The 14968-nt window shown below is 72.6% G+C and carries 16 protein-coding genes; 7 read left to right on the top strand and 9 right to left on the bottom strand.

Annotation, left to right across the window (positions count from 1 at the left end):
- Positions 1 to 26 precede the first annotated feature (26 nt).
- Positions 27 to 740, bottom strand: a complete 714-nt coding sequence (locus ACFY4B_RS11795) for an HAD family hydrolase (protein WP_375873608.1) — start codon at positions 738 to 740, stop codon at positions 27 to 29.
- Between ACFY4B_RS11795 and ACFY4B_RS11790 the strand changes: the two genes are divergently transcribed.
- Both ACFY4B_RS11790 and ACFY4B_RS11785 read left to right on the top strand, forming a co-directional pair.
- The gene (locus ACFY4B_RS11790; RefSeq protein WP_387967436.1) at positions 739 to 870 is read left to right on the top strand and encodes a hypothetical protein; all 132 of its coding nucleotides are present in this window, start codon (positions 739 to 741) and stop codon (positions 868 to 870) included. The genes ACFY4B_RS11795 and ACFY4B_RS11790 overlap by 2 nt on opposite strands.
- 75 nt (positions 871 to 945) lie before the next feature.
- A complete protein-coding gene (locus ACFY4B_RS11785) occupies positions 946 to 1392 on the top strand; it encodes a hypothetical protein (RefSeq protein WP_074003766.1) in 447 nt (148 codons plus the stop codon).
- Between the two features lie 222 nt (positions 1393 to 1614).
- On the opposite strand, the gene ACFY4B_RS11780 is transcribed toward ACFY4B_RS11785, so the two are convergent.
- Positions 1615 to 1842 (bottom strand): hypothetical protein, encoded by a 228-nt coding sequence (locus ACFY4B_RS11780; protein WP_049653014.1) that lies wholly within the window; start codon positions 1840 to 1842, stop codon positions 1615 to 1617.
- Positions 1843 to 1850: 8 nt separating this feature from the next.
- Entirely contained in the window at positions 1851 to 2171 is a 321-nt protein-coding gene (locus ACFY4B_RS11775; RefSeq protein WP_387967434.1) for a hypothetical protein, read from the bottom strand.
- A gap of 113 nt (positions 2172 to 2284) precedes the next feature.
- Here ACFY4B_RS11775 and ACFY4B_RS11770 point away from each other — a divergent pair, with 113 nt between their 5' ends.
- The gene (locus ACFY4B_RS11770) at positions 2285 to 3325 is read left to right on the top strand and encodes a Scr1 family TA system antitoxin-like transcriptional regulator (RefSeq protein WP_387967433.1); all 1041 of its coding nucleotides are present in this window, start codon (positions 2285 to 2287) and stop codon (positions 3323 to 3325) included.
- Positions 3326 to 3370: 45 nt separating this feature from the next.
- On the opposite strand, the gene ACFY4B_RS11765 is transcribed toward ACFY4B_RS11770, so the two are convergent.
- From ACFY4B_RS11765 to ACFY4B_RS11755, 3 genes are all read right to left on the bottom strand, one after another.
- A complete protein-coding gene (locus tag ACFY4B_RS11765) occupies positions 3371 to 3769 on the bottom strand; it encodes a hypothetical protein (protein WP_375873604.1) in 399 nt (132 codons plus the stop codon).
- Positions 3770 to 4349: 580 nt separating this feature from the next.
- Positions 4350 to 4988: a DUF6461 domain-containing protein gene (locus ACFY4B_RS11760; RefSeq protein ID WP_387967431.1), complete on the bottom strand. Its 639-nt coding sequence runs from the start codon at positions 4986 to 4988 to the stop codon at positions 4350 to 4352.
- A gap of 132 nt (positions 4989 to 5120) precedes the next feature.
- Positions 5121 to 5744 (bottom strand): helix-turn-helix domain-containing protein, encoded by a 624-nt coding sequence (locus ACFY4B_RS11755; protein WP_387967429.1) that lies wholly within the window; start codon positions 5742 to 5744, stop codon positions 5121 to 5123.
- Positions 5745 to 5856: 112 nt separating this feature from the next.
- On the opposite strand from ACFY4B_RS11755, the gene ACFY4B_RS11750 reads away from it, so the two are divergent.
- A complete protein-coding gene (locus ACFY4B_RS11750) occupies positions 5857 to 7293 on the top strand; it encodes an aminopeptidase P family protein (protein ID WP_387967426.1) in 1437 nt (478 codons plus the stop codon).
- A gap of 69 nt (positions 7294 to 7362) precedes the next feature.
- Here the strand turns inward: ACFY4B_RS11750 and ACFY4B_RS11745 are convergent, their stop codons facing one another.
- The 3 genes from ACFY4B_RS11745 to paaK form a co-directional block, all read right to left on the bottom strand.
- The gene (locus ACFY4B_RS11745; protein ID WP_387967425.1) at positions 7363 to 8769 is read right to left on the bottom strand and encodes a pyridoxal phosphate-dependent aminotransferase; all 1407 of its coding nucleotides are present in this window, start codon (positions 8767 to 8769) and stop codon (positions 7363 to 7365) included.
- 243 nt (positions 8770 to 9012) lie between these two features.
- Positions 9013 to 9732, bottom strand: a complete 720-nt coding sequence (locus ACFY4B_RS11740) for a class I SAM-dependent methyltransferase (RefSeq protein ID WP_387967423.1) — start codon at positions 9730 to 9732, stop codon at positions 9013 to 9015.
- Positions 9733 to 9843: 111 nt separating this feature from the next.
- Positions 9844 to 11178 carry a phenylacetate--CoA ligase PaaK gene (gene paaK, locus ACFY4B_RS11735; protein ID WP_387967421.1) on the bottom strand — a complete coding sequence of 445 codons (1335 nt, stop codon included), beginning with the start codon at positions 11176 to 11178 and terminating at the stop codon, positions 9844 to 9846.
- A 336-nt stretch (positions 11179 to 11514) separates the two neighbouring features.
- On the opposite strand from paaK, the gene ACFY4B_RS11730 reads away from it, so the two are divergent.
- The 3 genes from ACFY4B_RS11730 to ACFY4B_RS11720 all read left to right on the top strand — a co-directional run bounded on the left by ACFY4B_RS11730 (position 11515) and on the right by ACFY4B_RS11720 (position 14942).
- On the top strand, positions 11515 to 13116 hold the full coding sequence (locus ACFY4B_RS11730; RefSeq protein WP_387967420.1) for a hypothetical protein: 1602 nt from the start codon (positions 11515 to 11517) through the stop codon (positions 13114 to 13116).
- Positions 13117 to 13154: 38 nt separating this feature from the next.
- Entirely contained in the window at positions 13155 to 13532 is a 378-nt protein-coding gene (locus ACFY4B_RS11725) for a hypothetical protein (protein WP_387967419.1), read from the top strand.
- Positions 13533 to 13778: 246 nt separating this feature from the next.
- Positions 13779 to 14942, top strand: a complete 1164-nt coding sequence (locus tag ACFY4B_RS11720) for an ROK family protein (protein WP_049649337.1) — start codon at positions 13779 to 13781, stop codon at positions 14940 to 14942.
- The last annotated feature ends 26 nt before the right edge of the window (positions 14943 to 14968 follow it).

The following is a 14968-nucleotide window of genomic DNA, read 5'->3' as shown; positions in this document are numbered from 1 at the left end:
GCCGCTCCAGTGCGCCACCTGCCCGATCACAAACCCGTCAGTTCCGTCAACGAGGCGATCACCCGGATACCTGCGTCCACGGCACCGGGCCCTCGGGAAACCGAGCGGTCCAGCCAGATGGCCCGCAACCCTGCGTCCCGCGCTCCGACCGCGTCCTTCTCGTAGTCGTCACCCACGTAGGCCACCTCGGCGGGCGCCAACCCCAGGGCCTCGCAGCCCGCCAGGAAGATGCTCGCCGCCGGCTTGGCGGCACCGTGTTCCTGGGAGCAGACCAACGGCTCCGTGAAGTAGCCGAGCAGCCCGATCGCATCCAGCTTCGCGCGCTGGTGCGCGGTCACCGAGTTCGATACGACGCCGAGTCGGAACCGACCCGCCAACGCGCCCAGCGTCGGTTGGGCATCGTCGAACGCCCGCCGGACCGCGTCCCTCCGTACCGCGTAGCTCGCGAACCACGCCGTAGCCGCCTCGTCCGTCACCTCAAGTGCGCCGACCACCCCGGCCTGGGCGAGGAATCGCCGTATTCGTGCGGCCTTCTGGGCGGCGAACGTCAACTCGCCGCTCAGGAAGCGCGGGTACTCCTCCTCCCTGACTTCCCGCCACACACGCAGCGCCTCCGCCGGCGACTCGAACCGGTCGGAGAGCTCTTCGGCCACCAGGTGTTCGTGAAGACCGAACTCCTCGGCCTTCTCGTAGTCGTACAGGGTTCCATCGACATCGAACAGCACTCCACGGATCGTCATGTCGATCATTCTGGCGGAACGGGCGGGCCGCGCCGAGGACTTCGCCGCCCTCGCCGTCACCGCACTCGCCCCCGGGCTGGGCGGCGGCTGGGATGCGGAGCACTTCGAGGGCGCGTACCGGCCCGAATAGGGCCCGCTTCGCTCGAAGGGGTGATCCCGGCTTCCGTCACTGTCGGAAGCCGGGATGGCTCAATACCGTTCTTCCATGACAGACGGGCTCACCGCAGACGAGGCCCTGCGGGCCTTGGCCGCCCTGGAGGCGGCGTTCAAGGACGACGACGAGGCACTGACCGCCCTGGCGGCGAGCGGGCCCGGTGAACGGCCGCTCCCGGCGCTGGTCGCCGCGTACGGCGAGCACGCCATGGACACCCTGATGGCGCTCGCGTTCGGGCTGCGCGCCACCATGAGCGACGAGGAGATCGCGGAGATCTCCGACGCCGTCAGTTCCAACATCGGTGCCCGGATGAGCGCCCTGCTCACCCAGACCCTCAAGGCCTGGGGCACCCTGGCGCCGTCGGAGGACCTCCCCGTCATCAAGATCATCGCCCACACGGTGATCGACGCGATGCGGGCCGTCACCGAGGACCCGAGCAAGACCGAAGTCCTGCCCCTGCTCGCCACGTTCCGCAGCTACGCCCTCAACGGCACCTGAGGGACGGGGAATTCGGCGCGGGCTTCGAGACGACTCGAAGCCCGCGCTGCTATGCACGTACTCTCATCCAGCCCGCCACGAGCATGAACGCGCCCGTCGAGGCGGCGAGGAAGACGAGGACGAACACCAGGGCGCTCGCCACCGGCGGTACGCGCTCGGGAATCAGCAGGAGGACCGATGCCGCGAACACGAGGCTTCCGGCGGTGATGACGCCGGCTCCGGCTACGGCCGCATACCTCTGCGGAGAACGACGACCAGCCGCTCGATGACGTCCGGCCGGGCGGCCCCGAGGTCGATCAGGATGACGCCGGTGGCCTTGGCCGAGCGCCAGTCGATGCCGAGGGACGGGAGTTTCACGTCGGCGGCGTTCAGGACGGCCTGGAGGTCGTCGAGGACGTCGGCCGCGGCGCGACGGTCCTCCGCCGTGATCTTGTCGATCATGCTGCTCATGGGGCATCTCACTGTTCGGTGTCGGTGAGCCAGCGCGCTTCGGTGTCCCACTCGACGCCGCCGCCGAGCGGCCGGAGGTAGGCGCGGCCGTGCTGCCACCCCATGAAGGCGGCCCAGCGGCCCGAGCGGACGTCGAAGACCCGCTCGCCAACGGTCGAGGGCCGGTAGGGGGTGGTCGGCGGCGGCACCCGTCGCACGGGCGGCGCCGCCGGGGTCATGGCGGAGGCGTTCATCCGCGCCTCGGGGATGGCGTCGCCGCACTGCGCGCATCGGCACGGCGGGAAGTTCCGCCGCAGGACGAGGCTTTCGCCGCATTGACTGTTCGTCATATCCACCGATTAGTTCCTCTCTGTTGCTATCCCCTCACCAAGAGTGGCCAATCACGGCTAGCATCGGAAGAGCTTCACTTTGACAGCGAGCACTGTGGAATCGGGTAATCACCATGCCCCATCGGGAAGTAGACCCCACCTCGTCGCCGGACGCGGCCATCGGCGTTCAGCTCCGGCGCTTCCGCAAGGCCAGGGGGCTCACGCAGGTCCAGCTCGGGCGGCGGACCAACTACAGCGATTCACTCATCTCCATGATCGAGAACGGCGACCGCCCCGCGCCGCTGCCCCTCGTTCGGCGGTGCGACAAGGAACTCGACACCTGCCAAGCGCTTGAGCTCCTGTACTGGACGGCCAAGAGCAGCACCTTGATCGGCGGGTTCCTCGCCTACATCGAGCACGAGGGCAAGGCCACCGCCCTCAAGATCTACGAGATGAACGTCATCCCCGGGCTGCTCCAGACGCGGGCCTACGCCTCCGCGCTCATCTACGCCGCGGCCCGGCGGGGCGAGATCCCCGAGGAAAAGGCCATCGAGCGCCTGAATGTCCGGATGGCGCGGCAGGCCCTGCTGTACCGGGACCCCGCTCCCTCCGTCCACATCATCATGGAGGAGAGCTGCCTGCGGCCCATCGGCGGCCCCTTCGTCATGGCCGAACAGCTTCGTCGGCTGGAGAGCATCGCCGGCCTTCCCCACGTCATGCTGCAGATCGCGCCGTCCAGCCTCGGTGAAGACCTCCCTTCGACGTGGCCGTTCACGCTCCTGACCTCGCCGGACGGGGACTGGATGGCCTACCTCGAGACCATCCAACGGGGCTACGTCGAGCGGGACGACAAGGACAAGATCCGTTCCCTGTCAAGGGTTTACGATTGGCTCCAGGCCCAAGCCCTCTCATGTGCGGACTCGCTGGCGCTCATCCGCACCCGGCTCAAGGAGTTCCAAGCCATGTTCCCCATCGCGACGGTCAAGCCCGCCTCCTGGTTGAAGTCCTCGTACAGCAACGGTGGTGGTCAGTGCATCGAGGTCGCCCCCGGCCTCCCGGGCGTCCTCCCCGTCCGCGACAGCAAGGACCCTGACGGCCCGCAGCTCGCCTTCGGTACGGACGCCTGGCAGTCCTTCATCGCGGGCGTCAAGTCCGGCGAGTTCGGGAGCGTCTGACTCCCTCGCCGCCCTGCCGCTTCGGCAGGGCGGCGGCACCACCGCTCAGCGGGCCCCGGCGACGAGGAAGCGGCCGGAGCGCCAGTGCAGCCGGGCCGGGCCGCCGGTGGGCCAGTCGTGGTTCAGGTGGCGGCGGTCGCGGCCGAGGGCGCCGAGGGCGTGGGGGCGCAGGGTGCCGCTCCTCAGGCCGGTGGCCTCCTCAGGGGTCACCGGCATGATCGTCACGTACTGGGCGTCGTCCCCGCCCATCCAGTCGACGACCTCGGTGAAGATCCACACGAACCGCTGCGAACACCCCAGGCAGCGCCGCAGGTTGACGGCGAAGCGCGAGCCGTCCACCACTTCCGCCTCGTGCTCGAAGCCCTCCCGCTGCCGCCCCCACACCGCCCGTTCGTCCTCGCCGTAGCACTTCGCGCAACCGAACTCCGCCATCGGCCTACCCATCGGTCGACTCCCTGTTCCGCGACGTCCCGTGTCGCGGCCCATGATGCCCGCAGGGCCCCACCGACCGGCCGCACCGTCACCCGACCGGGGAACAATTCACGGGCCGTTCCCGCGCAGTTCGCGCCCCAGGGCGGACATCCGCACGGCGGGTTGACGCACCCGGGGCCCGGCCCGAGCCGGTTCGCCCCGGCTCGGGCTTCGGGCCGCACACCTCGGAGTCCAGGCCGACCGCCCTCGCGCCCGAACGGGTCTTCACGGCGAAGGGTGACACGGACATGTCCCAGATTTCTGGGATTCTCCTCGCCCACCGACCTCGCACAGAATCGGCGTCAGGCACCCCGGTGAGCACGGGAGCCCGCCAAACCACCCGTCGGAGAGGGGAGTTGATCAGCGATGTCACGCTCCTTCAAGCGCGCCGATGACAAGGCCTGGCGGACCCACTCCCGGTCGCTGACGCTCGGCTGACGAACGACCCTGACCCCGCACCCCACCCCGCCCGGCGCGCCGCCTCCGCGGCCGCCGGGGGGATCAGGGTCAGGGCAGGGGGCGCGCCGGCCGGAGTCCCGGCCGGCCGCCCCCGTCAGTCGGTCTCCAGCAGGAGGGCCGGGAGGGCTTCCTCCCGCACCAGGTCGCGCGGCAGGGTGAGGCCGAAGTGGCGGCCGAGCACCTCCAGGCAGGTGCGGTGGAGGTCGTCGCCCGCGCGGTCGTGGTCGGGCAGGCCGACGGCGGCCAGCTCGGCCGTCAGGGCGGCGGCGGTGGCCGGCTCACCCTGGACGTCGCCGGGGCCCCAGGAGGGGTCCAGGTGGAGGTTGAGGGAGCAGATCTCCCGCCCGTCCTGGTGGGCGCTGAAGAACGGCGGCACCGGCTTGCCGTTCTCCTCCTCGAACTCCAGGTGGTAGACCTCGGCGCCGCCGCGCGAGACCTCCGGCCGGACGCTCAGCTCCCCCTGCCAGTAGCCGTACGCCACCGCGAAGGCGAGGTCGCCGCTGCGCCCGTGGTGCAGCGCGATGTCCTCGATGCCGCCGGCGAACTCCAGCTCGTACTCCTCCACCAGGTCCTCGGCGGTGAGCTCGTCGAGCGGCCGCGCCGTGCGCTCCGGGAGCCCTTCGGCGAGCCGGGCCGCCAGTTCCTCCGGCTCCAGGCCGCGGGCGAGCACGACGCTGTAACCTCCGTAGGCGATCGATTCGGATTCGGCGAGCCAGGTGAGTGCGTCCGTCATGATGATCATCCTGCCGCACCCATCCGCTCGTTCGGTATTCCGAACGATCCGACCGTCCATCGAACCGCCCGCCGAGCCGGCCACCGAACCGCCCGCCAGGCCGTCCGATACCGGAGCCCCAGCGCCGGAGCGTCAGTGCCAGAGCCCCCACGCGGCCGGCCGGACCGGCGAGGCCTCGGCGAGGTGGCCGTGCTGCTCAGCCCGGTACTGCAGCACCAGCACCGAGCGGACCGGCTCGCCGTCCAGCGCGGTGTAGGCGTGCGGGAGCGCGGCGTCGAAGCCGATGTAGTCGCCCGGGCCGAGCTCGATCTCGCGGCCGTCCACCCGCACGCCCAGCCGGCCGGCCTGGACGACGGTGTGCTCGGTGCCGGTGTGGCCGCCGGACTCCTGCGCGGCGCCGGTGCGCACCATCTGGTCGTAGAGCTCGAACACGGTGTCCCCGGACTCGATCCGGCGCAGCGGCCGCAGGTCGACGCCCCGCCCGCTGAGCACCTCGGCCTCGGCCGCCCGCACCACCGTCACCTCGCCGGCCGGCCGGGCCTCGACCAGGTCGGAGATCGGCACGCCGAGCACCCTGGACAGCCCGAGCACCGTCTCCAGGGTGGGATTTCCGGCCCCGGACTCCAGCTGGGAGAGCGTCGCCTTGCCCACCCCGGCCCGCCGGGACAGCTCGGACAGCGACAGTCCGCGCTGGGCCCGCACCCGCTTCAGGTTGGCGGCGAGGACGCCCCGGACGGATTCCTCGGCGTCGTTCACGCTGGGCCTCTTCTCTTGCGGCAGTGTTCGATATACCGTACGGGACGCACACCGACGGACGGGGCAGCGTAGCGAAACACCCCGCTGCCCTCACCCTCACCAGGAGACCGCAGTGACCGAGCCCGCCGAGACCATCAAGTACCGGAAGAACGGCCTGACCCGCGGGGTCACGGACGAGCTCGCGGAGAGCATGAAGCAGGGCTGGGCCGACACCGAGCGCACCGCCCTGGAGCCCGTCCCCCAGGCCGCGCACACCGCCCGCCGCCGCGCCGCGCTGTCCGCCGCCTTCCCCGGCGAGCTGCTGGTCGTCCCGGCCGGCAACCCCAAGGTGCGGGCCAACGACACCGACTACCCGTTCCGCCCCTCCTCCGACTACGCCTACCTGACCGGCGACCAGTCCGAGGACGGCGTCCTGGTGCTCGCCCCGACCGGGGACAGCGGCCACGAGGCCGTGCTCTACCTGCGCGACCGCTCCCGCACCGACAACGGCGAGTTCTGGCTGGACGGCCACGGCGAGCTGTGGGACGGCCGCCGCAACAGCCTGACCGAGAGCGAGCGGCTGTTCGGCCTGCCCTGCCGGGACGTGCGCACCGCCCGCGCGGACCTGCGCGCCGCCACCGGCCCGGCGCGCGTGCTGCGCCGCCACGACGCGGGCGTCGAGGAGGCCCTCGCGGACCGGATCACCGCCGAGCGGGACGAGGAGTTCGAGGTCTTCCTGTCCGGACTGCGCCTGGTCAAGGACGCGTTCGAGATCGAGGAGCTGCGCTTCGCCTGCGCCGCCACCGCCCGCGGCTTCGAGGACGTGGTCCGCGTCCTCGGCACCGACTCCGAGACCGCCGAGCGGCTGATCGAGGGCACCTTCTTCGTCCGCGCCCGGGTCGAGGGCAACAGCGTGGGCTACAGCACCATCGCCGCGGCCGGCCCGCACGCCACCACCCTGCACTGGGTGCGCAACAACGGCCACGCCCGCCCCGGCGACCTCCTGCTGCTCGACGCCGGCGTGGAGACCAACCACCTCTACACCGCCGACGTCACCCGCACCCTCCCGGTCAGCGGCCGCTTCACCGAGCTCCAGCGCAAGGTCTACGACGCCGTGTACGCGGCCCAGGAGGCCGGCATCGCGGCCGTCCGGCCGGGCGGGCGGTTCCGCGACTTCCACCACGCCGCCCAGCGCGAGCTCGCCGAACACCTCACCGCCTGGGGCCTGTTCGGCGACCTGAGCGCCGACAAGGTGTACGAGCTGGGCCTGCACCGCCGCTTCACCCTGGCGGGCACCGGCCACATGCTGGGCATCGACGTCCACGACTGCGCCCACTCCCGCACCGAGGAGCACGTCGACGGCCCGCTGGAGCCGGGCATGGTGCTCACCGTCGAGCCGGGCATCTACTTCCAGGAGAACGACCTGACGGTGCCGGAGGAGTACCGGGGCATCGGGGTGCGGATCGAGGACGACATCCTGGTCACCGAGGACGGCAACGAGAACCTCTCCGCCGACCTCCCGCGCCGCTCCGACGAGGTCGAGGCCTGGCTGGCCCGGCTGCGCGGCTGAGCAGCGGAAGAGCGGCACCGGGGCGTACCCGGTGCCGCTCGCGCCGTACGACTACCTGAGCCGCTCCGGCTACTTCAGCTGCTGCAGCGCCACGCCCACCCGCCGCACGGCGGCCTCGACGTCGTCGGGCATCCGGCTGGTGAAACAGAGCCGGAAGAAGCCGGGCTCCGCGTTGTGCATGGTCCCGCCGGGCAGCAGGGAGACCTCGGTGGGCTTGGCGGCGAGGTAGCGGAACAGCCACTCCTCGTTCGGGTCGAGCCCGTCCGGCCCGATGGCCGGCAGCCCGTTCACGTGCTCGCCGGGCGCGCGCTTGCCGAGGTACCTGGTGAGGTCGAGCCAGAAGAACATCGCGGCGTTGTCGCCGTCCTGGTGGACGTACTCGATCCCGGCGGCGTCCAGGGCGTCCTTGGTCCTGCGGAAGCTCGCACTCAGCAGCGTGCGGTACTCGCGCATCGCGTACACCGGGTAGGGCTCCCCGTCGACGGTGGCCTTGAACAGCTCCCCGATGACGTAGGTCTTCAGCGAGTCGAACGGGGTGAACCAGGGCAGCGCGCGGGTCTGTTCGGCCGGGTCGTCACTGCCGAGCATGGCGCGGTGCACGGCCTCGTTCTTGGAGATGACGAACCCCGTGCGGAAGCCGGACAGCCCGAAGTCCTTGGCGAAGCCCCAGACCACGTGGACCCGGTCGGCGTGCTCCTGGTACGCGTCCAGGGCCACCGCGCTGGTGAACGGCGTCGTCCCGGTGTCGAGTTGGGAGTGGCAGTAGATCTCGTCGGAGATGATGTGGAGGTCGGTGTGCGCGAGCGCCCAGCCGTAGATCTCGTCGAGCAGTTCCTTCGGGTAGTTGACGCCCAGCGGGTTGTGCGGATTGGTGAGGACGAGCAGCCGCGGGTTGTGCCCGGCCTCCTTCCGCGCCTCGTAGGCGTTCACGACCAGGTTCAGGGTGAGCCGGTAGCGGTCCTCCCCGTGGGTGGGCAGGTGCACCGGGACGCACTTCAGCTTGGGCCGTTCCTGGAACGACCAGTTGAAGCCCTGCCAGTACGGCGCCGGGATCAGCACCTCGTCCCCCGGCTTGAGCGGCACACCGCCCGTCCCCTGCCGCCGCATGAGCCCGTAGGCGATGCACTCCAGCGCGGAGGAGACCCCGGCGCAACCGAAGACGTCCTCCATCACGACCGTGCGGCCGAACGCCCGGGTGAGCAGGTCCGCCGCCTGCTGACGCAGCCACGGGATGCCGACCGGGGCCATGTACTTGATGTTCAGCTCGGGGATCAGCCGGATCTTCTCGAAGACGTCCCGCTGCATCGAGTCGTGGTAGAGCAGGACGTTCTCCGCGACGGACAGGTCGACGGCGGTGTCCGGCGCCAGGTGCTGGTGGTAGAAGGCGAGGGCCTGCTCGAAGTCGGGCAGGCCGGCGTGCAGGTCGGCGATCGCCTGGGGCGAGGCGATCCTGAGTCCGTTCTCGGTGATGGTCATGGTGGGTCCCCTGTCGGGTGGGCGGGTCCGGCAGCGCGCCAGCAAGGGTGCCGGAAGGGTGCCGAACGGCGCCGGACACGGCCGGACGATGCCGTTCGCACACGCATCGGCCCCAGCCGACCACGCCCCTGACCCGGCCGCCAGCGCTCGGCGGCCGTCCGGACGGCGGGCGCGCCCCGGCCCGCCGTCCGGACCGGGGACCCGCCTCAGCCCGTCGCCCGTGATGCCGGTGCCCTTGGCCGGTCAGCCCAGTCGCCACACCGTCGTGGTCTTGACCGCGGTGTCCTCCAGGTCCGCGACCACCGGCACCTGGTACGCCGCCACCGCGGTGAACCGGTCCCGGGGCAGGTAGGCCCGGCCCGGGTCGCCGACGACGACGGTCGCGCCGCGCGCCACGGCCCGCTCCAGGAAGGGCAGGAAGCGGGCGGCCATGGCCCGTTCGTAGAAGACGTCGCCCGCGAGCACCACCTCGGCGGGCCCGCCGTCGCCGTCCACCAGGTCCACCAGGGCGCCGTCCACCCGAACCCCGTTGGCCTCGGCGTTCAGCCCGATCGCGGCCACCGCGTAGGCGTCGATCTCGGCGGCGCGCACCTCCGTCGCCCCGCGCAGCGCGGCGGCCACCCCGACCAGCCCGGAGCCGGCTGCGACGTCCAACACCGTACGGCCGTCGACCAGTTCGGGGTGGTCCAGCACGTAGCGGGCGACCGCCACCCCGCCCGCCCAGGCGAAGGCCCAGAACGGCGGCGGCAGCCCAGCCCGCCCGCGCGCCCGTTCGGTGGTCTCCCACAGGGCGATGGCGTCCTCGGCCATGTGGAGGCTGATCTCGGGCACGAAGGGGACGGGCTTCAGCTCGGTCTCCCGCCGGATGAAGGCGAGGTCCTCGGCGGTCCGAGGATCGGATGGGGGATCGGGCTGAAGGGCGGGCGGGAGAGCGGATCGGAGAGTGCGCAGCTCACTCGGCATGTCCGCAGCATAGGGCCCGCACGGGGGTGCTCCCCGCCACCCGCCCGGCGGGACGCCCCCGCGCGTGTGCCCGACGGCCGGGTTCACCACCGCTCGTTCACCTCCGCTCGTTCAACCCCGCTCGTCCACCACCCGCTTGATCTTCCCGACCGAGCGCTCCAGCGTGTACGGGTCCACCACCTCGGCCGCGACGGTGATCCCGACCCCGTCCTTCACCGCCCGGACGATCTCCGCCCGCGCCGCCTTCCGCAGCTCCGCGGGGGCCTCCGGCCGGGCCTCCACCCGGACGGTCATGGTGTCCAGCCGCCCCTGCCGGCCGAGCCGCAGCTGGAAGTGCGGCGCGACGCCCGGGGTGCGCAGCAGGATCTCCTCGATCTGGGTCGGGAAGACGTTCACCCCGCGCAGGATGATCATGTCGTCGCTGCGCCCGGTGACCTTCTCCATCCGCCGGAACGCCGGCCGCGCGGTGCCGGGCAGCAGCCGGCTGAGGTCGCGGGTGCGGTAGCGGATGATCGGCAGCGCCTCCTTGGTGAGCGAGGTGAAGACCAGTTCGCCGCCCTCCCCCTCGGGCATCACCTCGTCGGTGAACGGGTCGACGACCTCCGGGTAGAAGTGGTCCTCCCAGATGTGCAGCCCGTCCTTGGTCTCCACGCACTCCTGCGCGATGCCGGGGCCGACCACCTCGGAGAGGCCGTAGATGTCGACGGCGTGCAGGTCGAGCCGCTCCTCGATCTCGCGCCGCATCTCCTCCGTCCACGGCTCGGCCCCGAAGATGCCGATCCGCAGCGAGGTGCTCCGCGGGTCGACGCCCTGCCGCTCGAACTCGTCGAGCAGGGTCAGCAGGTAGGACGGGGTGATCATGATGATCTCGGGCTCGAAGTCCAGGATCAGCCGCACCTGGCGGGCCGTCATGCCGCCGGAGGCCGGGATGACGGTGCAGCCGGCCCGCTCGGCGCCGTAGTGCGCGCCCAGGCCGCCGGTGAACAGGCCGTAGCCGTACGCGATGTGCGCCTTGTGGCCAGGTCGGCCGCCGGCCGCGCGGATCGAGCGGGCGACCACGTCGGCCCACATGGAGAGGTCGTCGTCGGTGTAGCCGACCACGGTCGGCAGTCCGGTGGTGCCGCTGGAGGCGTGGATCCGGCGGACCCGCTCCACCGGGACGGCGAACATGCCGAAGGGGTAGCCCTCGCGCAGGTCGGCCTTGGTGGTGAAGGGGAAGCGGGCGAGGTCGTCCAGGGTGCGGCAGTCCTCGGGGCGGACGCCGGCCGCGTCGAACTTGCGACGGTAGAGCTCGACGTTGTCGTACGCGTGCCGCAGGGTGGCCCGCAGCCGGGTGAGCTGGTGGGCGCGCAGCTCGTCCGGACCCATCCGCTCGCCGGCGTCCAGGAGCTCGGGCGGTAGCGGCTCCCCGAGGTGTCGGCGCGGGACGGGTGCGGTGCCGGTCATCGTCGCTCCTTCGCTGCTGTGCCGATTTCGCTGCTTTGCCGATCTCGCTGCTCTGCCGAGGTTCGCCCGCGTCGAGGACGCCCAGGCCGAGATCGCCGACCGATCGTTCGGTCAGCCCCCCTGCGCTCCATTGATCCAGTACCCGAACCACCTGTCAAGGGATCGCGCGGACCTTCCGGAATGTGAGGTTCCGACCGCTTCGCGGCGACTTCGTGTCGAGAGCTTGGCTAGCCGATATGAAAATCATTACAGAAGTTTGACTTGCTTCCGCCCTTCACCGCCCCGCCCCCATGGTTCAGTAGTGCGGTTTCTGTCCCGCACCCCGGAGTGATCACCGTGCCCACGACTCCCGCCCTGGTCAGCGCGCTGCGCGAACTCGGCGACCGACCCGCCGTCGTCGCCGACGGGCGCGCGATCAGCGGCATCGGCCTGCTGCTCGGCGTCTCCCCGCCGGGCGGACTCCCCCAGGCCCTCGCCCGCCGCATAGCCGAGCACGCCGCCCTGCCGCCCTCCGCCGCGCGGGCCGCCGAACAGCGGCTGCGCTACTGGGCCGGCGTCCTCGGCGCACCCCCGATCCGGCACACCGTGCTGCACCCCGTCACCGACCTCGCCGTCGACCTCGCCCTCGCCACCCTGCTCGCCGGCGGCACCGTCCACTGCGGCGACCCCGACCAGCGGCCCGAGCAGCAGCTCGAAGCCGTCGCCACCGCCCGGGCCACCCACCTCAGCCTGCCCTCCGCCTTGCTCTGGCGGCTCAGCGGACAGCCCGGCCTCGCCGCCCACGACCTCGCCGCGCTGCGCCTGGTCCTGCACGTCGGCCCCGAACCCCGGCAGGAGGACGTGTACGCCGCCGTCGACGCGCTCGGCGCCGTCCTCGCCCACGTCCGCGCCCCGGACAGCAACGCCGAGGCCGCCGACCGCCGACTGCGCGCCGACGCCGCCAACGCCTCGGCCGCCGCGTGGAAGTACGGCATCGGCGTCACCGCCGAGCAGGTCCACGACTTCGGCGCCCAGCTCGACCGGGCCGTACTCGCCGCCCTCCTGCACACCCTCCAGCAGAACGGCGTGCTCACCGACCCCGCCCGCGGCTACCCCGAGGCCGAGGTCCTCGCCGCCGCCATGGTCACCCCCGCCCAGCGCCCCCGGGTCGTCCGCTGGCTGGACGCACTCGCCCGGCACGGCCTGCTCACCCGGCGGGACGGCGGGGCCCAGGGCCCGGTCTTCCGCGGCGGGCCCGGGCCGGACGCCGCCGAGGTCCGGGAGGCCTGGCGCCCCGCCGCCGAGACCTGGGCCGACGGGCTCGGCCCGGCCGCCGCCCTGGACCGGGTCCGGCGCGGCGCCCTGCGGCTGCCCCGGCTGATCACCGGCCAGGAGGCCCCCCGGCCGGACGCCTCCCCCGTCCGCTGGGCCGCCTCCCGCGGCTTCCTCGGCGCCGCCCTCGGCGCGCTGGTGCGCGGCACCGCCGAGGCCCACCAGGGCCCCGGGCCGCTGCGCGTCCTCGAACTGGACGCGGAGGGCGGCGAGCCCGCCGTCGCCCGCGCCCTCGCCACCCGGCCCCGGCCGCACACCGAGCACCACTCGGCCCCCGACGGCGGCCGCTACGACGTCGTCATCGCGAGCGCGGGCGGGGCGGCGGTGGCGGGCGCGGGCGGGGGCGCGGTGGCGGGCGCGGGCGGGCTGGCGGTGGAACCGGTGCAGGACGTCCCGGCGCTGGTCCGGCTGCTCGCCCCCGGCGGCCGGATCCTGCTGCTCGCCCCCACCACCGAACAGCTCGACCTGCTGATCACCGGCGACGCCCACGGCCTCACCGCCCGCCCGGCCGAGCAGTGGCGGGCGGCGCTCACCACCGCGGGCTGCCCGACGGTGCTGACCCTGCCGGAGGACGGACACCCGATGGGGCTGCTGGGGCAGCGGCTGTTCGCGGCCCGGGTGGACTGACGGGCGGGCGGGGGTGTGGCTGGCTACGCTCAAAAGTCATGACCACTTCCGCGCGTCCGGTCCGGCCCGCCCGCGGGTCCGTCGGCTCCATCGGTTCCCTCCGCTCGATCCGCTCGATCGTGTCCGTCCGGTCGATCGACTCGATCGGGTCGGTGCTGTCGACCGGCTCGATCGGATCCGCCCTCTCCATCGGCTCGATCGGCTCGGTGCTGTCCATCGGCTCGATCGGGTCGGTGCTGTCCATCGGTTCGATCGGCTCCGTCCTCTCCCTCGGCTCGATCGGCTCGGCCTGGTCGACCCTCGGCGTCCTGTCGGCCGGCTCCCGGCGCGGTCTCGGCCCGCTGCTGTCGGAACGTTCCCTCCGGCCGGTGCTGTCCCGGCGGCTCCCCTACCGGCCCGCCGTGGCCGGGCGGTGAAGTCCGGATCACGCACCGCCACCCGATCCGTACCATTTCGATACCGAAGCCTGGATGAGCTGCGGAGATCCTCGCCGCCCGGGCCCGTCCCCGGGTAGGCTCCGCTTGTCCTCCGGCCCTCGCGCAGGCGGCCCCCTGCCGCCCTGCCGCGTTCTCCGGGGGCGCACCCCCGCGGGCCATTCGGTGGGCACCGCGCACTCGACACCGCGCGCCAGGGCAGTCGCGCGAACGGCGAAGGGCATCGCATTGGCGGATCGGCTCACCGGAGGAGACTCCTCGCTGCTGCGGCGGATCAACGCGGCGGTCACGCTTCGGGCGCTGCGGAACGGCCACTCCGTGACCCTCACTCAGCTCGTCGGCGAGACCGGGCTCTCCCGCCCGACGGTCGAGGGCGTGATCGAGGGCCTGGTCGAGACCGGACTGGTCGCCGAGGTCGAGCAGCCGAGGGAGGACGGCCAGCCGGGCACCGGCCGCCGCGGCCGCCCCGCCCGCTGGTTCCGCTTCCGCGCCGAGGCCGGGCACATCCTCGGCATCGAGATCGGCGTGCACGACATCCGGGTCATCCTCGCCGACCTCACCGGCGAGGTGGTGGGCAGTCACTTCAAGCCGGTGGACGAGACCCTCGACGCCGAGGACCGGCTCGCCGCCGTCCGCACCGCCGTCGCCGAGGTGCTGCGCAAGGCCGGCATCTCCCGCGACAACCTGTGGGCGGTCGGCATCGGCACCCCCGGCATCGTCGACCGCGAGGGCACCGTCCAACTGGGCACCGCGATGCCCGGCTGGACCGGCCTCGACCTCGGTGCCAAGCTGCGGCGCTCGTTCCGCTGCCCGGTCCTGATCGAGAACGACGCCAACCTGGCCGCCATCGCCGAGCACTGGCAGGGATCGGCGGTCGGCGCCGACGACGTCGTCTTCGTGATGGCCGGCCTCAGCCCGGGCGCCGGCTCCCTCATCGGCGGCAGGCTGCACCGCGGCTTCGGCGGCGCGGCCGGCGAGATCGGCGCCCTGCACCTGCTCGGCCAGGAGGTCACCCCCGAGCGCCTGCTGTCCACCACCGGAAAGCCCCTCAACCCGCTGGACGAGGCCGCCGTGGCCCGCGTGCTGCGGCTGGCCCGGGAGGGCGACGAGGTCGCCAAGGTCGCCATGGACCGCTTCCTCACCCGCCTCGTCCAGGGCGTCGCCGCACTCGTCCTGGCCATCGACCCCCAGCTGGTGGTCATCGGCGGCTGGGCGGCCGGCCTCGACGGCGTCCTGGACCCGCTGCGCGAACGCCTGGCCCAGTTCACCCTGCGCGCCCCCGAGGTCGCCCTGGCGGCCCTCGGCTCGGAGGTCGTGGCGATGGGCGCCCTGCGCGTCGCCCTCGACCACGTCGAGGAGCAGCTCTTCGCCGTCGACCCGCCCCGGGCCTGACGCCGCGCTCAAGGAGCGGGGGTCAC

This window comes from Kitasatospora sp. NPDC001261 (assembly GCF_042896795.1).
In the GTDB taxonomy this organism is placed as follows: domain Bacteria; phylum Actinomycetota; class Actinomycetes; order Streptomycetales; family Streptomycetaceae; genus Kitasatospora.
This window is presented reverse-complemented; position numbering and strand designations above follow the sequence as displayed.

Bases quoted from the DNA above. Each gene is read 5' to 3' on its own strand.
- ACFY4B_RS11790 (WP_387967436.1), top strand. From the start codon at position 739: ATGTCGATCATTCTGGCGGAACGGGCGGGCCGCGCCGAGGACTTCGCC.
- ACFY4B_RS11795 (WP_375873608.1), bottom strand. From the start codon at position 740: ATGACGATCCGTGGAGTGCTGTTCGATGTCGATGGAACCCTGTACGAC.
- ACFY4B_RS11785 (WP_074003766.1), top strand. From the start codon at position 946: ATGACAGACGGGCTCACCGCAGACGAGGCCCTGCGGGCCTTGGCCGCC.
- ACFY4B_RS11780 (WP_049653014.1), bottom strand. From the start codon at position 1,842: ATGAGCAGCATGATCGACAAGATCACGGCGGAGGACCGTCGCGCCGCG.
- ACFY4B_RS11775 (WP_387967434.1), bottom strand. From the start codon at position 2,171: ATGACGAACAGTCAATGCGGCGAAAGCCTCGTCCTGCGGCGGAACTTC.
- ACFY4B_RS11770 (WP_387967433.1), top strand. From the start codon at position 2,285: ATGCCCCATCGGGAAGTAGACCCCACCTCGTCGCCGGACGCGGCCATC.
- ACFY4B_RS11765 (WP_375873604.1), bottom strand. From the start codon at position 3,769: ATGGGTAGGCCGATGGCGGAGTTCGGTTGCGCGAAGTGCTACGGCGAG.
- ACFY4B_RS11760 (WP_387967431.1), bottom strand. From the start codon at position 4,988: ATGACGGACGCACTCACCTGGCTCGCCGAATCCGAATCGATCGCCTAC.
- ACFY4B_RS11745 (WP_387967425.1), bottom strand. From the start codon at position 8,769: ATGACCATCACCGAGAACGGACTCAGGATCGCCTCGCCCCAGGCGATC.
- ACFY4B_RS11740 (WP_387967423.1), bottom strand. From the start codon at position 9,732: ATGCCGAGTGAGCTGCGCACTCTCCGATCCGCTCTCCCGCCCGCCCTT.
- paaK (WP_387967421.1), bottom strand. From the start codon at position 11,178: ATGACCGGCACCGCACCCGTCCCGCGCCGACACCTCGGGGAGCCGCTA.
- ACFY4B_RS11725 (WP_387967419.1), top strand. From the start codon at position 13,155: ATGACCACTTCCGCGCGTCCGGTCCGGCCCGCCCGCGGGTCCGTCGGC.